This window comes from Microbacterium sp. 22215 (assembly GCF_052045655.1).
Lineage (GTDB): Bacteria > Actinomycetota > Actinomycetes > Actinomycetales > Microbacteriaceae > Microbacterium > Microbacterium phyllosphaerae.
This window is the reverse complement of the sequence record NZ_JBQEPC010000001.1, coordinates 380857-398475: the sequence shown is the minus strand read 5'-3', so window position 1 is coordinate 398475 and position 17619 is coordinate 380857. Positions and strand designations below refer to the sequence as shown.

The 17619-nt window shown below is 68.3% G+C and carries 20 protein-coding genes, 1 tRNA gene and 1 pseudogene; 13 read left to right on the top strand and 9 right to left on the bottom strand.

Features of this window, described 5'->3' with window-relative positions:
- Positions 1-52: 52 nt before the first annotated feature.
- Together ACTJKH_RS02055 and ACTJKH_RS02050 are read right to left on the bottom strand one after the other, a co-directional pair.
- Positions 53-310, bottom strand: a complete 258-nt coding sequence (locus ACTJKH_RS02055) for a DUF3263 domain-containing protein (protein WP_440735561.1) — start codon at positions 308-310, stop codon at positions 53-55.
- Positions 311-319: 9 nt separating this feature from the next.
- On the bottom strand, positions 320-1312 hold the full coding sequence (locus tag ACTJKH_RS02050) for a DUF2332 family protein (protein WP_440735560.1): 993 nt from the start codon (positions 1310-1312) through the stop codon (positions 320-322).
- Positions 1313-1380: 68 nt separating this feature from the next.
- Between ACTJKH_RS02050 and msrB the strand changes: the two genes are divergently transcribed.
- Together msrB and ACTJKH_RS02040 are read left to right on the top strand one after the other, a co-directional pair.
- On the top strand, positions 1381-1785 hold the full coding sequence (msrB, locus tag ACTJKH_RS02045) for a peptide-methionine (R)-S-oxide reductase MsrB (RefSeq protein WP_210098585.1): 405 nt from the start codon (positions 1381-1383) through the stop codon (positions 1783-1785).
- Complete coding sequence (locus ACTJKH_RS02040) at positions 1782-2330, top strand: nitroreductase family protein (protein WP_259162082.1); 549 nt, start codon at positions 1782-1784, stop codon at positions 2328-2330. Before msrB ends, ACTJKH_RS02040 begins: the two co-directional genes overlap by 4 nt.
- Here the strand turns inward: ACTJKH_RS02040 and ACTJKH_RS02035 are convergent, their stop codons facing one another.
- The gene (locus ACTJKH_RS02035) at positions 2331-3272 is read right to left on the bottom strand and encodes a DMT family transporter (RefSeq protein ID WP_440735559.1); all 942 of its coding nucleotides are present in this window, start codon (positions 3270-3272) and stop codon (positions 2331-2333) included.
- Between the two features lie 75 nt (positions 3273-3347).
- Here ACTJKH_RS02035 and ACTJKH_RS02030 point away from each other — a divergent pair, with 75 nt between their 5' ends.
- From ACTJKH_RS02030 to ACTJKH_RS02005, 6 genes are all read left to right on the top strand, one after another.
- Entirely contained in the window at positions 3348-4001 is a 654-nt protein-coding gene (locus ACTJKH_RS02030) for an SOS response-associated peptidase family protein (protein WP_440735558.1), read from the top strand.
- Positions 4002-4005: 4 nt separating this feature from the next.
- The gene (locus ACTJKH_RS02025) at positions 4006-4389 is read left to right on the top strand and encodes an MmcQ/YjbR family DNA-binding protein (protein WP_210098588.1); all 384 of its coding nucleotides are present in this window, start codon (positions 4006-4008) and stop codon (positions 4387-4389) included.
- 122 nt (positions 4390-4511) lie between these two features.
- Positions 4512-5423, top strand: coding sequence for an ABC transporter ATP-binding protein (locus ACTJKH_RS02020; protein WP_210098589.1), 912 nt, complete (start codon positions 4512-4514; stop codon positions 5421-5423).
- Positions 5420-6229: an ABC transporter permease subunit gene (locus ACTJKH_RS02015; protein WP_440735557.1), complete on the top strand. Its 810-nt coding sequence runs from the start codon at positions 5420-5422 to the stop codon at positions 6227-6229. The genes ACTJKH_RS02020 and ACTJKH_RS02015 overlap by 4 nt, the downstream gene beginning before the upstream one ends.
- A 38-nt stretch (positions 6230-6267) precedes the next feature.
- Positions 6268-7548, top strand: coding sequence for a sensor histidine kinase (locus tag ACTJKH_RS02010; protein WP_440735556.1), 1281 nt, complete (start codon positions 6268-6270; stop codon positions 7546-7548).
- Complete coding sequence (locus tag ACTJKH_RS02005; protein ID WP_440735555.1) at positions 7545-8240, top strand: response regulator; 696 nt, start codon at positions 7545-7547, stop codon at positions 8238-8240. The genes ACTJKH_RS02010 and ACTJKH_RS02005 overlap by 4 nt, the downstream gene beginning before the upstream one ends.
- Positions 8241-8265: 25 nt before the next feature.
- On the opposite strand, the gene ACTJKH_RS02000 is transcribed toward ACTJKH_RS02005, so the two are convergent.
- A complete protein-coding gene (locus ACTJKH_RS02000; RefSeq protein WP_440735554.1) occupies positions 8266-9219 on the bottom strand; it encodes an aldo/keto reductase in 954 nt (317 codons plus the stop codon).
- 100 nt (positions 9220-9319) lie between these two features.
- On the opposite strand from ACTJKH_RS02000, the gene ACTJKH_RS01995 reads away from it, so the two are divergent.
- The gene (locus ACTJKH_RS01995) at positions 9320-9565 is read left to right on the top strand and encodes a hypothetical protein (protein WP_440735553.1); all 246 of its coding nucleotides are present in this window, start codon (positions 9320-9322) and stop codon (positions 9563-9565) included.
- Positions 9566-10283: 718 nt separating this feature from the next.
- Here the strand turns inward: ACTJKH_RS01995 and ACTJKH_RS01990 are convergent.
- A complete protein-coding gene (locus tag ACTJKH_RS01990) occupies positions 10284-10742 on the bottom strand; it encodes a DNA cytosine methyltransferase (RefSeq protein WP_440735552.1) in 459 nt (152 codons plus the stop codon).
- A gap of 26 nt (positions 10743-10768) precedes the next feature.
- Here ACTJKH_RS01990 and ACTJKH_RS01985 point away from each other — a divergent pair, with 26 nt between their 5' ends.
- Positions 10769-11404 carry a hypothetical protein gene (locus tag ACTJKH_RS01985; protein ID WP_440735551.1) on the top strand — a complete coding sequence of 212 codons (636 nt, stop codon included), beginning with the start codon at positions 10769-10771 and terminating at the stop codon, positions 11402-11404.
- 129 nt (positions 11405-11533) lie between these two features.
- Here ACTJKH_RS01985 and ACTJKH_RS01980 read toward each other — a convergent pair.
- Positions 11534-11719 (bottom strand): annotated as a pseudogene (locus ACTJKH_RS01980) (phage antirepressor KilAC domain-containing protein); the annotation flags it as partial.
- Between the two features lie 32 nt (positions 11720-11751).
- Between ACTJKH_RS01980 and ACTJKH_RS01975 the strand changes: the two are divergent.
- Positions 11752-12456 carry a DUF4145 domain-containing protein gene (locus ACTJKH_RS01975; protein WP_440735550.1) on the top strand — a complete coding sequence of 235 codons (705 nt, stop codon included), beginning with the start codon at positions 11752-11754 and terminating at the stop codon, positions 12454-12456.
- Between the two features lie 54 nt (positions 12457-12510).
- Here the strand turns inward: ACTJKH_RS01975 and ACTJKH_RS01970 are convergent, their stop codons facing one another.
- The gene (locus ACTJKH_RS01970; protein WP_440735549.1) at positions 12511-12684 is read right to left on the bottom strand and encodes a hypothetical protein; all 174 of its coding nucleotides are present in this window, start codon (positions 12682-12684) and stop codon (positions 12511-12513) included.
- 105 nt (positions 12685-12789) lie between these two features.
- Here ACTJKH_RS01970 and ACTJKH_RS01965 point away from each other — a divergent pair, with 105 nt between their 5' ends.
- A complete protein-coding gene (locus tag ACTJKH_RS01965) occupies positions 12790-13293 on the top strand; it encodes a hypothetical protein (RefSeq protein ID WP_440735548.1) in 504 nt (167 codons plus the stop codon).
- Between the two features lie 1242 nt (positions 13294-14535).
- On the opposite strand, the gene ACTJKH_RS01960 is transcribed toward ACTJKH_RS01965, so the two are convergent.
- Both ACTJKH_RS01960 and ACTJKH_RS01955 read right to left on the bottom strand, forming a co-directional pair.
- Positions 14536-15087, bottom strand: coding sequence for a DUF4352 domain-containing protein (locus ACTJKH_RS01960; protein WP_440735547.1), 552 nt, complete (start codon positions 15085-15087; stop codon positions 14536-14538).
- A gap of 115 nt (positions 15088-15202) precedes the next feature.
- A tRNA-Thr gene (locus tag ACTJKH_RS01955) sits at positions 15203-15275 on the bottom strand.
- 1217 nt (positions 15276-16492) lie between these two features.
- Between ACTJKH_RS01955 and ACTJKH_RS01950 the strand changes: the two genes are divergently transcribed.
- A complete protein-coding gene (locus tag ACTJKH_RS01950; RefSeq protein WP_259162088.1) occupies positions 16493-17596 on the top strand; it encodes an ABC transporter ATP-binding protein in 1104 nt (367 codons plus the stop codon).
- Positions 17597-17619: the final 23 nt, after the last annotated feature.

Here is a 17619-nt window from a genome sequence, read left to right as displayed (position 1 = left end):
CACGGGCCCGAGGATCCGCATCCCGCGGCCTCAGCGCGTGGCGGCGGTTCTCTCAGCCGACGAAACCCGGAGTGCGCGAGGCCCTCTGGAACGCCCGCGAATCCCGGATGCGGCGCAGCCGTCGCACCAGCATGGGGTCGTACTCCAGGGCCTCCTCGGAGTCGATCAGACGCCCGAGCAGCTGGTAGTACCGGGCGGCACTCATCCCCAGCTGGGTGCGGATCGTCTCCTCTTTGGCACCGCCGTGCCGCGGCCACGCGGTCTCCAGCGCGAGGATCGCACGATCCCGCTCGCTCAGCTCTCCCAGCATGTGACCAGATTAGGTCGCCGTGGCGCCGACACCGGCGCGCCACTCCCACCACCGGCCGAGTGGGTCGGACGCGGCACGCACCTCTGCGTCGAGCGCCACGACGAAGCCGGGCCACGTGTCGGGGTCGACCGCCGGATCCCACACGTCGAGCAGCGCGGGAGGATCGATGGTCACCCATCGGGCGTCGAGACCACGGATGCGGTCGACGAGAGCGGTGCGCGCCTCGCGGGGGATGTGCACCAGCACGCCAGGGGTCGTGATGACCAGTGCGGCATCGGCGGGGGCCTCGGCTGCGAGCGCGTCGATCCGGTCGAGCGCGTCACCCGCGACGAGGTGCGGCGGGTCGAAGGCGGCGATGTCGAGAGCGGCGGTCACCCGGCGCTCGCGTCCCTCCTCCCCCGGCCACACGAGTCCCTGCAGCCAGCCTCGGTCCCGCTCGACACGGGCGTCGAGGGGTGCGAGGTCGATGCCGGCCCGCCACACCACCTCCGGCATCCGCATCGCCGGGAGCTCGCCCTCGACGCGGCTCTCGAGGACGACGCTCGAGGGCCCATCCACGGGGTCGAGCGACGCGCGCAACCGCCCGTCAGCATCCACGAAGCGGTACGAGTAGCGGTCGGGGTAGAGGCAGAGGCCCGCGGAGGCTCCGATCTCGAGCAGCGCGATCGGGCCGTCGATCTCCGAGAGCACGGGCAGCAGCGGGGCCAGACGCAGCGGCTCGTTCGTCTGCAGACGCCGACCGGTGCACTCGGCGACGATCTCGTCGGCCCGCACCACGACGAACTCCCGCCAGGCGTCGTAGCCGACGAGGCCCGCACCCAGCATCCGCGTCACCGCGAACACGAGCGGAGGCTGTCGCCGGTTCTCCGGGATGCGAGCGAGGATCCCCTGCACCTCCCGGTCGGCTGCGACGCCGGCCGCCCACTCGACATACAGGTCGCTGCGCCCCGGCGCCTCCTGCTCGGCGAAGCGCGCATAGCGCTGCTGCACGGCATCCGTCATGGATCCATTCTCTCGTGGCGCCGAGGGTCGCCGAACGCGAGAGAATGGATCAGACCCCAGGAGGACCTATGTCGTACAGCGTGGACAAGACCGAAGAAGAGTGGCGCGAGGAGCTCGGCGACGAGCAGTACGCCGTGCTGCGTGAAGCCGCGACCGAGCGCGCGTGGACGGGTGAGCTGCTCGACGAGGGTCGCGCCGGCCTCTACACCTGCGGCGCATGCGGCGCCGAGCTGTTCAAGAGCGGCACCAAGTTCGACTCCGGATGCGGATGGCCGAGCTTCTACGAGTCGATCCGTCCGGACGCGGTGCAACTCATCGAGGACACCACCCTCGGCATGGTGCGCACCGAGGTGCGCTGCGCGACCTGCGGCTCGCACCTGGGCCATGTCTTCCCCGACGGCTTCGGCACGCCGACCGGCGACCGCTACTGCATGAACTCGATCGCTCTGAACTTCACGCCCGAAGAGTCGTGAACGCCCTCGAGGCCGTCAGAGCGCGACAGTCCTGGTCGAAGGTCACGGACGACGCGCCGTCGCGCGATGAGCTGCTGAAGCTCGTCGCGGCGGCTGGTCGCGTCGCCGACCACTCGTCGCTGCGTCCGTGGCGGCTCATCGAGCTGCGCGGGTCGGATCGTGAGGTGCTGGGCGCGGCGATCGCGAAGGCCGAGGGCGACAAGTCGCCGTCGTCGAAGCCGCTGCGAGCGCCGCTGCTGATCGCCGTGGTCGCCAGCTACCGCAAGAGCGACAAGGTTCCTCGGTGGGAGCAGGAGGCGGTCGCCTCGGGCGTCGCGCACATGCTCAGCCTGCTCCTCGACGAGGCAGGATGGGGCGTGCTCTGGCGCACCGGGCGGTACACGCGAGCGAAGGCCGTGGCCAAGGCACATGGCATCGGCAAGAACGAGGAGCTCCTCGGCTGGCTGTACGTGGGCGGCAAGCCCGCGGGCAAGAAGCCGGGACGCCGCAAGCCGGTCGATGCCCGCGCTCTCGTCACACGGATGCCGCAGCCGAAGAAGAAGTAGTCAGCCCCGTCGGCGGCGCGGCAGCGCGACGACGACGGATGCCACGGCGACAGCCACCATCCCGACGATCTGCCAGAGCTCGGGGCCCGCGGCCGCGGGCCAGACCAGGTCGATGACCACCGACGTCGCGAGCTGACCCAGCACCGAGCCGAGTCCCATCAGCAGCACGCCGGTGTGCGCCACGATGAAGGCGCCGAGCAGGATGTAGGCCGAGCCGAGGAATCCGCCGAGGTACAGCCACGGCTCGGCCGGCGGCGCCTGCGGCACGCCGCGTACGGCGATGCTGATGCCCGCAGCGACGAGCAGCGCGATCGTGCCGGCGATGAAGCTCATGAACGTCGCAGACAGAGGCGACTGCACCCGCTGGGCGAGACGACCGTTGGTCGCCGCCTGCCAGGCGATGCCGACACCGGCGGCGAACGGCAGCAGGAGCATCCACAGCGGCGCGGTGGCGAGCACGTCGCCGCTGAGCGAGATCCCCACCGCGGCCAGCGCCAGCACTCCGCCGAGCACGCGCCCCGGTGTGACCGCGACGACACCGGCCGGCCCGAAGCCGATGCGATCGAGGACGAGGCCGTGGAGTGTCTGCCCCGCGACGACGCCGACCGTGAACAGCGAGACGCCGAGCACGCCGGCCGTGAGGCCCTGGGTCGAGACGGTGAGGGCTCCGCAGGCGCCGCCGAGCAGCATCCAGAACGGGATGGTGCGATCGCGGATGCCGTCGCGCAATCGGCCGACTCCCCTGCGGGCCGAGGGGATGCAGACGATCACGACGCTCAGAGCGGCGAGCCCGACCGCGAACGAGATGAGACCGGCGACGATGCCGTTGTCGACCTCGACCCCGAGCACGCCGTTGATGCGCGCCTGGACGGCGGTCATGACGCCGATCGCGACTGCTCCGCCGAGGGCCAGGGGCGGGGAGAGTCGGCGGGTCTGGGGCACCTGTCGACCCTAGCCGAGCGCGTGCGGCACGCCACCGCCCGACCCGATGTCGGCGGCCGGGCGTACCCTGGCGGCATGTGCGCGAGTTATGGTCTGGATCCGCGGTTCACCGACAGCGAGCTCCTCGCCGCGGCCGACGAGGCGGTGCTCGAGGGGCTGCGCGGGTGGGCCGAGGCGAACGCCGGTGAGACCGTGCGCCCGACCGGCAAGAACCTGCGCAACCTCAACCCGATCATCGTGCAGCCCGAGACCGCTCCGACGCTCGAGCCGGCGTGGTGGGGTTTCCTGATCGGCGGAGAACCGTCGAAGTTCCCGTCGATCAACACGCGTTCCGAGCGCCTGCAGGACCGCCCCGGCGGGCTGAAGACCAGAGCGCTCGTGCCCGCCACCGGCTGGTTCGAGATGAAGAAGCCCGAACGCGTGTGGCACGAGTTCCTCGTCGACGACGGGGCCCTGTTCGGCATGGCCGCCGTCACCCAACGGGGGCGCACCGCCGACGGAGAGTCGTTCACCTGCTACTCGATCGTGATGCGCCCGGCTCCTCCGCACCTCGCCGACATCCACGACCGGATGCCGTTGCTGATCCCCGCGTCACTGAGCGAGGACTGGCTCACCGCCGAGCCCACGAGAGAGATCATCGACGAAGCACTGGCCGCGGCCACGGCCCTCGACGAGCGGGTGCAGGCCTCCCCGCGAGCGGATGACAAGGGCGCGGATCGGCTGTTCTGAGCACATGGACTCGACACAGTTGAACACTGCCGCCACAGAGCGCGCAGAAGAGCTGCCCGGAGCAGAGCGAGAGAACCCGTTCGGCCCCGAGTGGGACGTGTACAAGGTCCGCGGACGCGTCTTCCTGCTGGTCCCCCTCGACGGCACGGGCAGGATCACGCTCAAGTCGCATCCCGACGACGCCGTGGCTCTGCGCGAGACGTTCGCGGACATCGTTCCCGGCTATCACATGAACAAGAAGCACTGGATCACGCTGATGCCGGGGTCGTCCCTCGAGGAGGACCTCGTGACCGAGCTCGTCACCGAGTCGTACCGGCTGGTCGTCGAGAAGCTCCCGAAGGCGCAGCGACCGGTCGATCCGAATCTGTTCGGACGCCCCGCGCCGTAGACGGGCCCCGCACCCGGCACCACAGGACACTCGGCATCCGCCGGAAGGATGACCCCCGGCATCGGCGGAACGGTACCCCGGGAGGACGCGCCGGCCCACGGGCCGTCTGTAGCGTCGAAGACATGATCACAGCAGAAGGCCTCACGAAGAGATTCGGAGACAAGACAGCCGTCCAGGACGTGTCGTTCACGGTGCAGCCGGGAACGGTCACGGGATTCCTCGGGCCGAACGGCGCGGGAAAGTCCACCACGATGCGCATGATCGTCGGCCTCGACCGGCCGACCTCGGGCACCGCGACCGTCGGCGGCCGCGAGTACCGCACGCTGCGCGCGCCGCTCACCGAGGTGGGCGTCCTGCTCGACGCGAAGGCGGTGCACACGGGCCGCACCGCACGTGATCACCTCCGCGCGATGGCGGCGACGCACGGCATCCCCTCCTCCCGCGTCGACGAGGTCATCGACCTCGCGGGCATCGGACCCGTCGCCCGCAAGCGCGCGGGCAAGTTCTCGCTCGGCATGGGGCAGCGACTCGGCATCGCCTCAGCACTGCTCGGAGACCCGCACACGCTGATCCTCGATGAGCCGGTCAACGGTCTCGACCCCGAGGGCGTGCGCTGGGTGCGTCAGTTCGTGCGCCACGCGGCATCCGAGGGGCGGACGGTCCTGCTGTCCAGCCACCTGATGAGCGAGATGGCGCAGACCGCCGATCACGTGATCGTGATGGGCCGCGGTCAGGTGCTCGCCGATGCCCCTCTGCAGGAACTGGTGCGCGCGTGGACCACGAACACCGTGCGCGTCCGCACCCCTCGCGCCGCCGACCTCGCGGCCGCCGTCGGGGGTCCGTCCGTCGAGATCGTCAGCTCCGCTCCGGATCTGCTCGACATCGTCGGTCTGCCCGCATCTCGCATCGGCGACCTCGCCGCAGATCGCGGCATCCCCCTGCACGAACTCACCCCGACCACGGGATCGCTCGAAGACGCGTACCTCGCGCTCACCGGCGACTCGGTCGAGTACCGCACCAAGGAGATCTCATGACCGTCCAGGCTCCTCCCCTCACCCGCCGTCACGTCGACACAGGTCGACGTCTCACGTTCGTCCGCGCCGTCCGCGGCGAGTGGATCAAGCTCTCGACGCTGCGCTCGACCTGGTGGTCGATCGGCATCGCGGCGGTCCTCACGATCGGCATCGCCGTGCTCATCGCCCAGGCGATCGACATGCCGGGCTTCGAGCCCATCCAGGCCGTCGTGATGCCGATCCAGTTCACGATGCTGCTCGCCGGCATCCTCGGCGCGATCGCTGTCACCGGCGAGTACTCGACCGGCATGATCCGCTCGACACTCGCGGCCAACCCGAAGCGCGGATCCGTGCTTGCGGCCAAGGCCGTCGTGGTCGGCCTCTTCATGTTCGTGTCGTCGCTGGTGATCTTCGCGGCCGCGGCCGTCGCGGTCTCGGCCCTCGTGGCCTCCCGCGACCAGAGCATCGACTGGAGCGACCCGTCGGCGTCGATCCTGCCGATCGTCGTGTCATCGCTCGCCATGGCGGTGTTCGCCCTGATCGGCGTCGCCTTCGGGTTCATCCTGCGATCGGGCGCCGGAGCGATCGCGGCCACCGTGGGGCTCCTGTTCGTGCTGCCGATCGTCGCGAGCTTCTTCGCGATCGCCGGTGAGGCATGGGCCTGGGTGATGGATGCCGCGAACTACCTGCCCGTCGCCGCGGCGCAGAGCGCGATCCTCCCCGATGGCGCAGCCCTCGAGGGCCCGGTCGCGTACGTGACGCTGGCCGGCTGGGTGGCCGCGGGGATGCTCACAGCCTGGGCCGTGCTCCGCACGCGCGACGCGTGATCCTGATGCTCGACGATGCAGCCGCGTAGAGTCGCCCGGTGACCAGAACGCGCAGCCGCAGCACCTCAGTCCGCGAGGACGAGGCGCTGCGGCTTCCGCGTACGCCGGGGGTTCTGCGGCGCTTCTGGGCGCGGCATCCGGTGTTCGCCGACGTCCTGATCGCGCTGGTGTGTCTGCTGCTCTCGCTGGTCCCGGCCGGCGTCATCACGAACGATCTGCCCACGCCTCTCGCCATCGGCGTGGCCATCCTGGTGCCCGCGTCCGTCGTCGCCGCCTGCGCGACGCTGCTGTGGAGGCGCCGACGTCCGCTCGTGCCGTTCGTTGCATCCTTCGCGCTCGAGGCCGGGTTCCTCTTCGCCCTGCAGCCGATCGGCTCGCCTCTGCTGCTGGTCACCTGCTACTCGTTGGCGGTCTACCGCTCGTCGAGGGTCGCCTGGATCGGGTTCGGCATCGGCCTCGCCTCCCTCGCCGCCTTCGGCGGGCTGCTCACGCTCACCGGCGTCATCACGTTCCAGATCGCCGCCAACGCGGTCATCATGTCGCTCGTACTCGGCCTGATCGGTACCCTGATCGGCGTCAACGTCGGCGGGCGCAAACGGTATCTGGATGCGGTGATCGACCGCTCCCGCCAGCTGCTCGTCGAGCGCGATCAACAGGCCCAGCTCGCGGCCGCGGGTGAGCGCGCGCGCATCGCCCGCGAGATGCACGACATCGTGTCGCACTCGCTGACTGTGATCGTCGCCCTGTCCGAGGGAGCCGCCGCGACATCCGACCCGGACCAGGCTCGGGCGGCCGCCACGGCCTCGGCCGAGACCGCGCGCAGCGCGCTCACCGAGATGCGGGCGATGCTCGGGGTCCTGCGCGCCGACGACTCCCCGCTGCCGCTCGCTCCCCTCGCCCCGACGCCTCCGCAGGAGACCGTCGCGCACGCGCAGCGTGCGGGCTACCCCGTCACGCTCTCCGTCAGTGGAGGCACCGATCTCTCCCCCGCTGTCTCCCACGCCGTGGGGCGGATCGTGCAGGAGGGCGTCACCAACGCGATGCGCCACGCACCCGGCGCGACGTCGATCGCCGTGCGCCTGATCTACTCCGCGGATACCGTGACGGCCGAGATCATCAACGACGGAGCCACGGGCCCCCTCGGCACCTCGGGGTTCGGCCTGCGCGGTCTCGCGGAGCGCGCCGCGCACGCGGGCGGCAGCGTCGTCTCGGAACCGATCGAGGGCGGCAGATGGATGCTGCGCGCCGAGCTGCCGACTGCGCCGCCCGATCCCACCCCGACCGCACTCGCCGCTCCCGATCTGAAGGACAGACCATGACCGCCCCGATCTCCCTGCTGCTCGTCGACGACCAGCAGCTCATCCGCCTCGGCTTCCGCATGGTGCTCGAGGCCGAGGCCGACATGGTCGTCGTCGGCGAGGCGGAGGACGGGCACGCGGCCATCGCGCAGGCCGCAGCACTGCAACCGGATGTGGTGCTCATGGACATCCGGATGCCCGGGCTCGACGGCATCGCGGCGACCGAGGCGATCGTGCGGGCGCACCCCGAGACACGGGTGCTCGTGCTCACGACGTTCGATCTCGACGAGTACGCGTTCGGGGCGATCCGCGCGGGTGCCAGCGGATTCCTGCTCAAGGACGCGCAGCGGCAGGAGATGATCTCGGCCGTCCGCGCCATCCATCGAGGCGACGCGGCACTCGCGCCGAGGGTCACGCGGATGCTCCTGGAGCACGTGACTCCCACGCTGGGTGCGTCGTCCGCGGAACCTGCACTCGTCGTCGACGACCCCACCACCGAGCTGACGGACCGCGAGCGCGACGTGTTCCTCGAGATCGCCCGCGGTCTGACGAATGCCGAGATCGCCCAGGCGCTGTTCGTCAGCGAGTCGACGGTGAAGACCCACGTGGGGCGCGTGCTCGCGAAGCTCGGCGCCCGCGACCGCATCCATCTGGTGATCCTGGCCCACCGGCTCGGACTCATCGACGACGACTCCCTGCCAGCCGACTCCTGAGCCGGCGGGCAGGGCGCGAGTAGTGTCAGCCCTTCGCCGGAGTCCACTCCGAGACGCTGTTCAGCGCGTCGACCTCGTCGCTCGTCAGCTCGAGCCGTGCGCCGGCGAGGAGATCCGGCACCTGTTCGACGGTGCGGGCGCTGGCGATCGGAGCAGCCACCGTCGGCTGGGCGCGCAGCCATGCCAGCGAGGTCGCGGCGATCGACGCACCGTGCGCGTCGCCGATCTGCTCGAGCGTGTCGATGATCCGCAGGCCCGCTTCGGTCGCGTACTTCGCGGCACCCGAGGCGCGCGGAGACGTCTGGCCCTCGGTGTCCGCGGAGCGGTACTTGCCGGTCAGGAAGCCGCTCGCGAGCGAGTAGTACGGCACGAGTCCGAGACCGAACTCCTCGGCGACGGGGATGATCGTCTCCTCGACGTCGTTGCGGTGCACGAGGTTGTAGTGCGGCTGTACGGCGACGGGGAGCGCCACACCGGTGCGGTCGGCGATCTCGACCCATTCGCGGATGCGGTCGGCGCTGTAGTTCGACACCGCGATGTTGCGCACCAGGCCGTCGGCGACGAGCTGACCGAAGGCACCGACCGTCTCCTCGAGCGGCACGGTCTCGTCGTCGAAGTGGGCGTAGTAGAGGTCGATCGCGTCGACGCCGAGGCGGCTCAGGGATGCTTCGGCGGCCTTGCGGACGTTCGAGGCAGAGAGACCCGGGAAGTCCGGATGCTGGCTCACCTTGGTCGCGACAGTCACTCCCGCGGGCTTGCGCGAGGCCAGCCACGCGCCGATGATCGTCTCACTCTCGCCGCCCGAGTTGCCGGGCACCCACGCGCTGTACGAGTCGGCGGTGTCGATGAAGTCGCCTCCCCCGTCGACGAATGCGTCGAGCACGGCGAACGAAGCGTCGCGGTCGGCCGTCCAGCCGAACACGTTGCCGCCGAGCGAGAGGGGGAAGACGTCAAGGTCACTGTTTCCGATACGAGTCATACTCGGGACAACCGGAGCACCCCGTGCACTATTTCGTCTGTAACGATGTGTGTCGGTCGCCTGACACGACGCGCCGGCATCCGTTGTGTAGCCTGTCGCCATGAGTCAGACCGACGGTGGGCGGCGGGTGCGCTGGGTGTGGCTCGTCGCTGCCGCGGTCCTCGGCCTCGCACTGCTCCTGACGAGCGGGATCCGCTATGGCGAGTGCTCCGATTCGGTCGAGCCGTTGCTGAGTCGGTGCACTGACGGCTCGGTGATCCCCGGCGAGATGCTCCCCTGGGTGTGGGTCGGGTATGCGGTGCTCTTGGTCGTGGCGATCACCATGGCCGTGCGTCACCGACGGTAGGGGTGCCGGACGCGGTCGCCGTGGCGATCGGATCGAGACGCGGGAGCGGAAGCCCGGCGGAAGCCTCGCCGCCGAGAAACGGGACGTGTGGCGCCGACTACGGGACTCGAACTCCACTTCTCGGGGCGTGAGAATCGACGTTCCGCGGAAATACGGGGACCATCAGGCACCATGACCCATGGTGAACCACGTCTACATGTGGGCAAAACGTGGGCACGCGTCCTATGTGTTCTCTCGTTCCCAAACCGCACGACTCTCTCGCCCCCGATACCGATACCATGCTGAGCGTCGAACTCGGATCAATCTGCTCGCGCAATCGGGACGCCTCGGACCCCGGACCGGTGATCGCTCCGTTACTCGCGACCGCCGGAGACTGCATCGACATCCTGCAGCACTCCGTCGGCTCCTGGATCGGCTACTACGAAGACAAGCACACGAGCACGCTCGCGACGGCACTGCGCGAGCTGCCCGGGCTCGGCCCTTGGATCGCAGAAGGCCCGACCCGGCGCTCGCAGGAAGACCACCGCACCCCGGCCGCAACTACGGGTGCGTCACGGCCGGAACAGCGCGAATCGGCTGGGACGATGCTCATCGCCCTGATTCGCCCCCGAGACCAGCACTTTCTAAGTCATCGGAACCACTCTCGCGGGCGTGCAGACGAAGTCCGAAGAGTAGCGGCAACCTGGTTTGGGCCCCGTGTCAGCACCGGTGCGAACTCTCAAGGCGAGGGCACGACGTTCTCGAGGATGATCGCCGTGCAGCGGTGGTGCTCGGCGAAGCGAGGGATATCCCACATCGTCGCGCGGGACCGGTTCGCGGCCTCGTCGGGCAGCGGTGCGCTGCCGTCGATCTCGAACAGTGCGAGATCCTGCTGGCGCTGCCGCTTGATGCCCTTCGCGATCGAGTGGTTCGTGCACTCGGGCGACCCCCACAGGACGTGCGTCTTCGGGAAATAGCGCGGGTCGACCTGCGAGATGTCCGCCTGCGAGTGATCGGTCTCCAGGTGATTGATCTGGTGCGACTCGATCGCGAGGGCCCAGTGGTTCGCTGCAATGACGACGCGGTATCCGGCCTCCCGGAGGTCCGACGACGATCCGCCAGCACCACAGAACAGGTCTGTCACTGTGAGGCCATTCCACTCGACTGCGGGCGGCGGGTATCCGACCTGCGCGCTCATCGGGTCACCCCCGATAGAGTGCGCAGGTGAATATCGCTGCCGTCCCCGCTATCGATCCGACGCTGACGGACATCGTCATACCCAGCGCGGCGATTCTGGTCAGCGCGGCGATCGCGTTCGTGGCTTTGCGCATCCAACTGGGCGCGACGCGACGCGACAGACGCTCCGACGCGATCGGTAGAGTCGCTTCGTCGATCTCTCATATCCTCGGGGAGGCGGGCCGGAAACGAGGTGGCGAGAACGTCGATCTCGAGCCGGCTTTCAGCGCTTTCGATGCGGCGATCATCCAATTGACCATCGCGGTCCGTGCGAAAGACAGGGTGACTGTCGGCGTCATCCGAGATCAGCTGTTCATGGCCTACCTGAACCAGCCGGCAGATGTCGAGGCCACGGGCTGGGTGGTTCGAACCGAGCTTGAGCAGTGGGCGATCGGAAACATGAAGAACCGGGAGTTTCGCAAGCTGGCCGCTTGGGGCGCCCATTACCGTCTGCGTCTCCGAGTCCCTGTCCATGGATGGGATGAGCTCATCAGGGCCGCGGAGGTCGGGCCGGACATCACGCCCGAAGTCCTCGCGAAGATGACGCGGAATCGAGAGCGGATGCCCCGGGCTTGGCGGGACCAACTGAGCGATCACATTTTTCAGTGGTGGTATCAGCGCTAACGGCGATGCTGCGCTGGCCAGCTTGAACATCATGCTGCGGCTCCTGTCTCGATCGAGCCGAGCCGCTGGCGGAGATGCTCGTGTCCACGGACGGTGACGCGCACCTGAGGTGCGTCGAGGATGAGTTTCGCTCGTGCGCGGGTGGTAGTGTGACTGCGGCTTCTCGGTGAGATAGCCCTTGCCGACGGTCACCGCGTACGCGCGCCACTTCCCGTCGTGCGCCCGGTGCACCCACCGGATGCCGGCGAGCTGCTCGAACAGGCGCTGTGGGCCCGTCTTTACCCCGGCGCGAGCGAGGATCTTCGCGGCATCCGCGACGGAATCGTCTCGCTCGCTACGATGAGCACATGCTCTCCGGAATCTGCGCTTTCTGCGGCAACCACACCCATTTCACAGCCAGATCAGCCCGCGTGAAAGGATCACGAATCAATCCTCATAGCGGCTACGTGTACCGGTTTGAAGTGGCTGCTACTTGCGATGCGTGCCACCGATTTAACACGGCTTACGGCGTCACCGCCGACGTTTCTCGCACTCTTGAGGACGGTCAGATCCTCGTAGGTGCTGCCGCGGTGACTGAGGGGGAAAGCATGAAAATCGTGTCATGGTCGCCCCCTGCCATGCTCCCCGTTGACACCACTTTCATCCCGAGCGGAGTCGCGGGTTTCCTCAAGGAAGCTCACGACGCGTTCAGCATCAGCGCGTATCGGGCGGTTCTGCTCTTGGTACGCAGCGTCGTAGAAGCAACCGCGAAGGACCGCGGAATCCTCAAGGGCGAGTTGGTCGGAAAGATCAACAAATTGTTCGAAGCCGGAGAGATCCGCAAGGGCACTAAAGACATGGCGCACGCGCTGCGCATCCTCGGGAACGACATGGCTCACGGCGACATCGACGCCGTGCCGACGCGAGAGGACGCAGATGACGCCCTCAAGATCGCCCGATTCGTTCTCGATGACGTCTACGTAGCTGACGCCATTAGAGCAGACATGCTCGAACGTCGCGGGGAGGCTAAGTCGTCCGTGCAGCCCTCTGCCGACGCAACGCCCGCAGCCTAAACCGAAGCCCCGGCCCTCACGCAGAGGACACCGGGGCTTCGCTCGTACCGTCAATCATTCACTGGCGCCGCTGCCGGGCTGAGGCCCGCCCGCTGCGTACCGGTAGGCCAGCGCAAGATCCTGCACGACCTTCACCCGCGAACCAAGCGCAGTCAGCTTGCTCACGCTCGCAAGTTCCGCCTCGATCGCCGCGAACAGCGCTGCCCTAGTACTTTCCCGATCTGCCACGATCATTCCTTTCGTAGCCGAGCCCCATGCTCAGCACTCCTCCCCAACGTACGGCGTAGCGCCGACACCGCACAGGGCAAGAGGCCCGAGTCGAGGTGAACGATCATGGCGATCTCTGACGACCAGAAGGCCCGCGTCCTCGCATTTCACACCGAAGGCCTCGCCCGCAACGAGTTCGCCCGCCGCGTCGGCATCAGCGCCGGGTCCGTCACCAACATCTGCCGCGATGCCGGTCTGACCTTTGACCGGTCAGAGACCAAACAGGCGACCGAGGCGCGTCAGGTTGATCTGGCTGCTGGTCGTATCCGTCCGGCGGAGAAGATGCTCGCGGCGTCGGAGGACATGCTCGATCGCATCGATGACGAGTACGTGGTGTACAACTTCGGCGGCAAGGACAACACGTTCGAGCAGCGCACGCTGGACTCTGCCCCGGTCGAGGTGCGTCGGAACGTCATCACGACGGCGGGTATCACGTTCGACAAGCTGACCCGCATCGTCGAGAAGTCGGACTCTGGCCTCAAGCAGGCCGTGGGCGTGCTCGACACGATCGCCGAGGGCTTCGCTGCTGCGGCAGAGCGGTACAGGGGGTCGACGACCGATGAGACTTGACGAGCTCGAACGCCTCGTCTCCCCCGCGCAGCTCCTGTCCCTCGTCGATGCGATGCGGTTCAATTTGGCGCTGTGGTTCGGGGCCGTCTCGTCGGCAGAAGCAGATCGCATCCGGCGCGACGGGCAACCTCGAGATCACGCACGGCGCGAACGCGTCGCTCAACGGTATCGGCCTGCAGATCCTGATCCCGGCGCCAGGGTCCTCCCCCGCATCGGGCAGGGCCGCGGCATCGTCGACCATCACGGGCTCGCCGAGCACCCGGGCGCCCGCGACAGGTGCAGCGGCGTCCTCCACGACCGTCCAGGGCACCGCGGCTGCGCGCACCCCGGCGGCCGGCACGGCTGCTGCCACGACCGAGGCGAGCGGGTCTGTGGGCTCACGTCACCCAGCAGTCGGGGTGGCCGATGTCGTCTGCTCGACGACGGGCGCACCATCCGCGCGCCATCCCGCCTCTGGGACAGTATCGGGCGCTCTCGATGCTCGACGGCACACCGGACGTTCTCACCCCCGGGACCGCCGAGGGGATCGTCCAGGCGACGTCTGCACTGGCCGGTAGCCCGGGATCGGTTCATCCGATTGAGGGTCGCACCGTCGCCTCGAGCGCGATCATCGGCGCGGCTGCCTCTCAGTCGCCGGCGAGCGGCCTGGTGGCTTCCGACTCGCACGTCATTGGAACGGCCCGAGGCCCCGGTCTCGCGGATGGTGCTGACGCCGACCTCACACAGGCCCGCGACCCCTGTCATCCGGTCGCGACAACTCCCGACCCCCCTCGTCCGACCGCGGCCACCGCGGCAACCGATATGGCCGCCAGCCCGACCGACCCCCACCCAGCCACTCCGGCTGGGTGGGGTCTTTCGTCGTTACACGTGACCGGCGGCCGGCGAGACGAACCCGCGCGTCGAGTGCGTGCCGCTCAAGCGCCGCTGCCGACCGCGCTCGATCCAGGCGTCGAGGTCCAGCGCCAGCGCCCTTAGTGCATCTGTGAGGGGCCGCGTTGCGTCGTCCGCATAGAAAACCCGACCCAGAGGCCGATCTCCTCGGCGAGCAACTCAACGCGATCGCCCGCTGTGGCATAGAGCTCAGCGATGACCGGGGCGGGGTCGCGCGCGTACTTGTGTCTCGACATCACACACCCGATATCGATGCGGAGAATCGCTTCGCGAGAGAGCCCATGTGAGGGCATGACCGGGGTTTCTTCCTCCGGCCGAGACGAGAATCGAGTCTACGCCGCAGCGGGGACGCTACCCCAGCGTCCAGTCGACTCGCTCGTTCGTAGCGGGCGACACGTAGCGCGCCGTGGTGAGCGTGACGTCGTCGAGCACAGGGAACGTTATCCACCCCCGCACGCACTCTCCTGCGGGGAGGTCAACTTCCCCCCACGCGTACTGAGGGTTGGGGAACTGGCTGTACCCAGTGCTCGAGGAGTCGAAGCTTCGCGACTCGGCATCCCGAAGCGCCCATGGGTTCGTGGTCGCGTAGCTGTCCTCATCCGAGTTGTTGCACACCTGTACATCGATAGACACCCAGTGGTTGCCAGACGCCTCGGGCAACGGAGCTTCCGGAGCGGATGCGGGTTCGTAGTCCAAGACCGCCACAGTCGAGCCGCTGCTGAGTTCGACCGTGTCGCCGACGGTGTGGACCTCTGGCGCTGCCGACGGGGTGGGCGAGGCTACCGGCGCAGCCGTTGCTGATGCGGACGGCTTGGGCGCGCTTTCCGTGGTCGGTGATGCCGCGCACCCACTGACGACGAGGCCGGCGAGAAGGGCGAGGGCGGCCGCTGGTCGAGTCTTCATGTTGGCGAGCATATCGCCTGCGGTGTCTCGCTCATTTCCGCTGGGTTTCCGCTGGATCTGAGGCGATGTTCTCACTCTGATCCTCCGTATCCCCTACTCTCGTAAGGGATCTGAGAGCCGACTACGGGACTCGAACCCGTAACCCCCGTATTACAAGTACGGTGCGCTACCAATTGCGCCAAGTCGGCGGACGCCACCCAGCTTAGCGAGGGGTGACGGGTGCCGAGAAAACTACGGCGTGGTGGTCGGGGTGGGCGTCGGTGTCGGGCTGGGCGACTCCGTGGCGTAGTAGGCGTCGCTCGCGACGGTGAGCACGAACTGCGAGAACTCGCTCGGGTCGTCGAGCGCACCGACGTAGGCCTCGCCGTTGACGACGATCATGGGCGCTGCGGTGAGCACGAGGTCGTCGGAGCCGACCAGCGGTCCTTCGAGAGCGCGTGAGGTGGCATCCTTCGCCCAGGTCACGTAGTCCTGGTTCTCGATGCACGAGCGCACGCTCTTGACGTTGTCCGAGCCCACGGCTCCCGCGATGTCGGCGAGCTGCGAGTCGGAGAAGCCATCGGTGTTGACGTCGGGCTGGTCGTCGAGCAGATCGTGGTTGAAGGCGTAGAACTGTGCGGGCGAGTGCGTNCACGCCGCGGCCGCCGCCGAGCGCAGCGAGTACTTGGTGCCGTTCGAGCTGGCGGTGAGCAGGGCGACCGGGTGGTAGGTGACGGTCGCGGCGCCCTCGGTGATCCAGTTCACGAGCTGGCGAGCGTTCGCACGCTCGAATTCACCGGCGTCCGGCGAGAGGTAGTCGACGTAGATGTGGATGTCGACGGTGCTTGAGGTGGTCGGCGCGGGGGTCGGAGTCGCCTCGGTGCCGGCCTCGGTCTCGTCGGGGCTGGGGGCGGGCACGCCCTCATCCGATGCGGCGGTCGCGCTGATGTCGGAGACGAGGATGCCGTCGTGGTCCATGCCGCCGGGCGTGAGCTGCGGCTTCGACACCTGCGCCGACACGGCGAGAGTGATGGCGGTGCCGATGGCGCCCACGGCGACCACGGCAATGGCGCCGAGGATGACTCGTCGCATCACGCGCGCCCTCGACTGCTGCGCATGCACCTTCTGTGCCTTCTCCCGCACGACCTCACGCGAATTGCGAGGGCTGGGGACGTTCGGCGTCTCGTCGCTCGACATCGTTCCTCTAGACAGTCTCAGGGGGGCAGGGTGGCCCCGGACGCCACTCGGGCGGCGAACGCCGCGTTGAGCGGCCGAGAACGATGTTAACCAGCCAGGCTGAGAAATACCCAGATAGACAGGTTTCTGGCATACTGAACCCGACCCAATGAGGGGTCACGGCGGATCACTCCGCCGCTCTATCACTACGGATCGTCCGGCACGTACCTGCCGGTGAAGGAGAAACACAATGGCATCTGTGACTTTCGACGAGGCCACCCGCCTCTACCCCGGCGGAACCCGCCCGGCTGTCGACAAGCTCAACCTCGAGGTCGCTGACGGCGAATTCCTCGTTCTCGTCGGCCCTTCCGGCTGCGGAAAGTCCACCTCGCTGCGTATGCTCGCCGGCCTCGAAGAGGTCAACGCCGGTCGCATCCTCATCGGTGACCGCGACGTGACCGACGTGCCGCCGAAGGACCGCGACATCGCGATGGTGTTCCAGAACTACGCGCTGTACCCGCACATGACGGTCGCCGAGAACATGGGCTTCGCGCTCAAGATCGCCGGCGTCGGCAAGGAAGAGCGTGCCAGCCGCGTTCTCGAGGCCGCCAAGCTGCTCGACCTCGAGGAGTACCTGACCCGCAAGCCGAAGGCCCTCTCGGGTGGTCAGCGTCAGCGTGTCGCGATGGGTCGCGCGATCGTGCGTCAGCCCCAGGTCTTCCTGATGGACGAGCCGCTGTCGAACCTCGACGCCAAGCTCCGCGTCCAGACGCGTACCCAGATCGCATCGCTGCAGCGTCGCCTCGGCGTCACCACGGTCTACGTCACCCACGACCAGACCGAGGCCCTCACCATGGGCGACCGCATCGCGGTCCTCAAGGACGGTCTGCTGCAGCAGGTCGGCACGCCGCGCGACCTGTACGAGAAGCCCGAGAACGTGTTCGTCGCCGGCTTCATCGGCTCGCCCGCCATGAACCTGTTCTCGGCCGACCTCGCTGAGGGCGGCATCCGCTTCGGCACCGAGGTCGTCCCGCTCGACCGCGACACCGTGGGTCGTGCCAACGGCTCGCAGGTCACCGTGGGTGTGCGTCCCGAGGACATCACCGTCGGCCCCGCCGACGGCAAGGGCCTCTCGGTCGTCGTCGACCTCGTCGAGGAGCTCGGCGCCGACGGCTACCTCTACGGTCACACCGAGATCAACGGCAAGCGGGCCGACCTGGTCGCACGTGTCGACGGTCGCAGCCACCCCAACGCGGGCGAGACCGTCACCCTCGCAGCGAACGCGGGCCACGTGCACGCGTTCGACATCGAGTCGGGTGTCCGCCTGAACGACAAGCCGATCGTCTCCGCCTGATCGGATCCACAGACGCGGCGCGN

Bases quoted from the DNA above. Each gene is read 5' to 3' on its own strand.
- ACTJKH_RS02055 (WP_440735561.1), bottom strand. From the start codon at position 310: ATGCTGGGAGAGCTGAGCGAGCGGGATCGTGCGATCCTCGCGCTGGAG.
- ACTJKH_RS02050 (WP_440735560.1), bottom strand. From the start codon at position 1,312: ATGACGGATGCCGTGCAGCAGCGCTATGCGCGCTTCGCCGAGCAGGAG.
- ACTJKH_RS02005 (WP_440735555.1), top strand. From the start codon at position 7,545: ATGACCGCCCCGATCTCCCTGCTGCTCGTCGACGACCAGCAGCTCATC.
- ACTJKH_RS01975 (WP_440735550.1), top strand. From the start codon at position 11,752: ATGCTCTCCGGAATCTGCGCTTTCTGCGGCAACCACACCCATTTCACA.
- ACTJKH_RS01995 (WP_440735553.1), top strand. From the start codon at position 9,320: ATGAGTCAGACCGACGGTGGGCGGCGGGTGCGCTGGGTGTGGCTCGTC.
- ACTJKH_RS01965 (WP_440735548.1), top strand. From the start codon at position 12,790: ATGGCGATCTCTGACGACCAGAAGGCCCGCGTCCTCGCATTTCACACC.
- ACTJKH_RS02000 (WP_440735554.1), bottom strand. From the start codon at position 9,219: ATGACTCGTATCGGAAACAGTGACCTTGACGTCTTCCCCCTCTCGCTC.
- msrB (WP_210098585.1), top strand. From the start codon at position 1,381: ATGTCGTACAGCGTGGACAAGACCGAAGAAGAGTGGCGCGAGGAGCTC.
- ACTJKH_RS02030 (WP_440735558.1), top strand. From the start codon at position 3,348: ATGTGCGCGAGTTATGGTCTGGATCCGCGGTTCACCGACAGCGAGCTC.
- ACTJKH_RS02020 (WP_210098589.1), top strand. From the start codon at position 4,512: ATGATCACAGCAGAAGGCCTCACGAAGAGATTCGGAGACAAGACAGCC.
- ACTJKH_RS02015 (WP_440735557.1), top strand. From the start codon at position 5,420: ATGACCGTCCAGGCTCCTCCCCTCACCCGCCGTCACGTCGACACAGGT.
- ACTJKH_RS01960 (WP_440735547.1), bottom strand. From the start codon at position 15,087: ATGAAGACTCGACCAGCGGCCGCCCTCGCCCTTCTCGCCGGCCTCGTC.
- ACTJKH_RS01990 (WP_440735552.1), bottom strand. From the start codon at position 10,742: ATGAGCGCGCAGGTCGGATACCCGCCGCCCGCAGTCGAGTGGAATGGC.
- ACTJKH_RS02025 (WP_210098588.1), top strand. From the start codon at position 4,006: ATGGACTCGACACAGTTGAACACTGCCGCCACAGAGCGCGCAGAAGAG.
- ACTJKH_RS01950 (WP_259162088.1), top strand. From the start codon at position 16,493: ATGGCATCTGTGACTTTCGACGAGGCCACCCGCCTCTACCCCGGCGGA.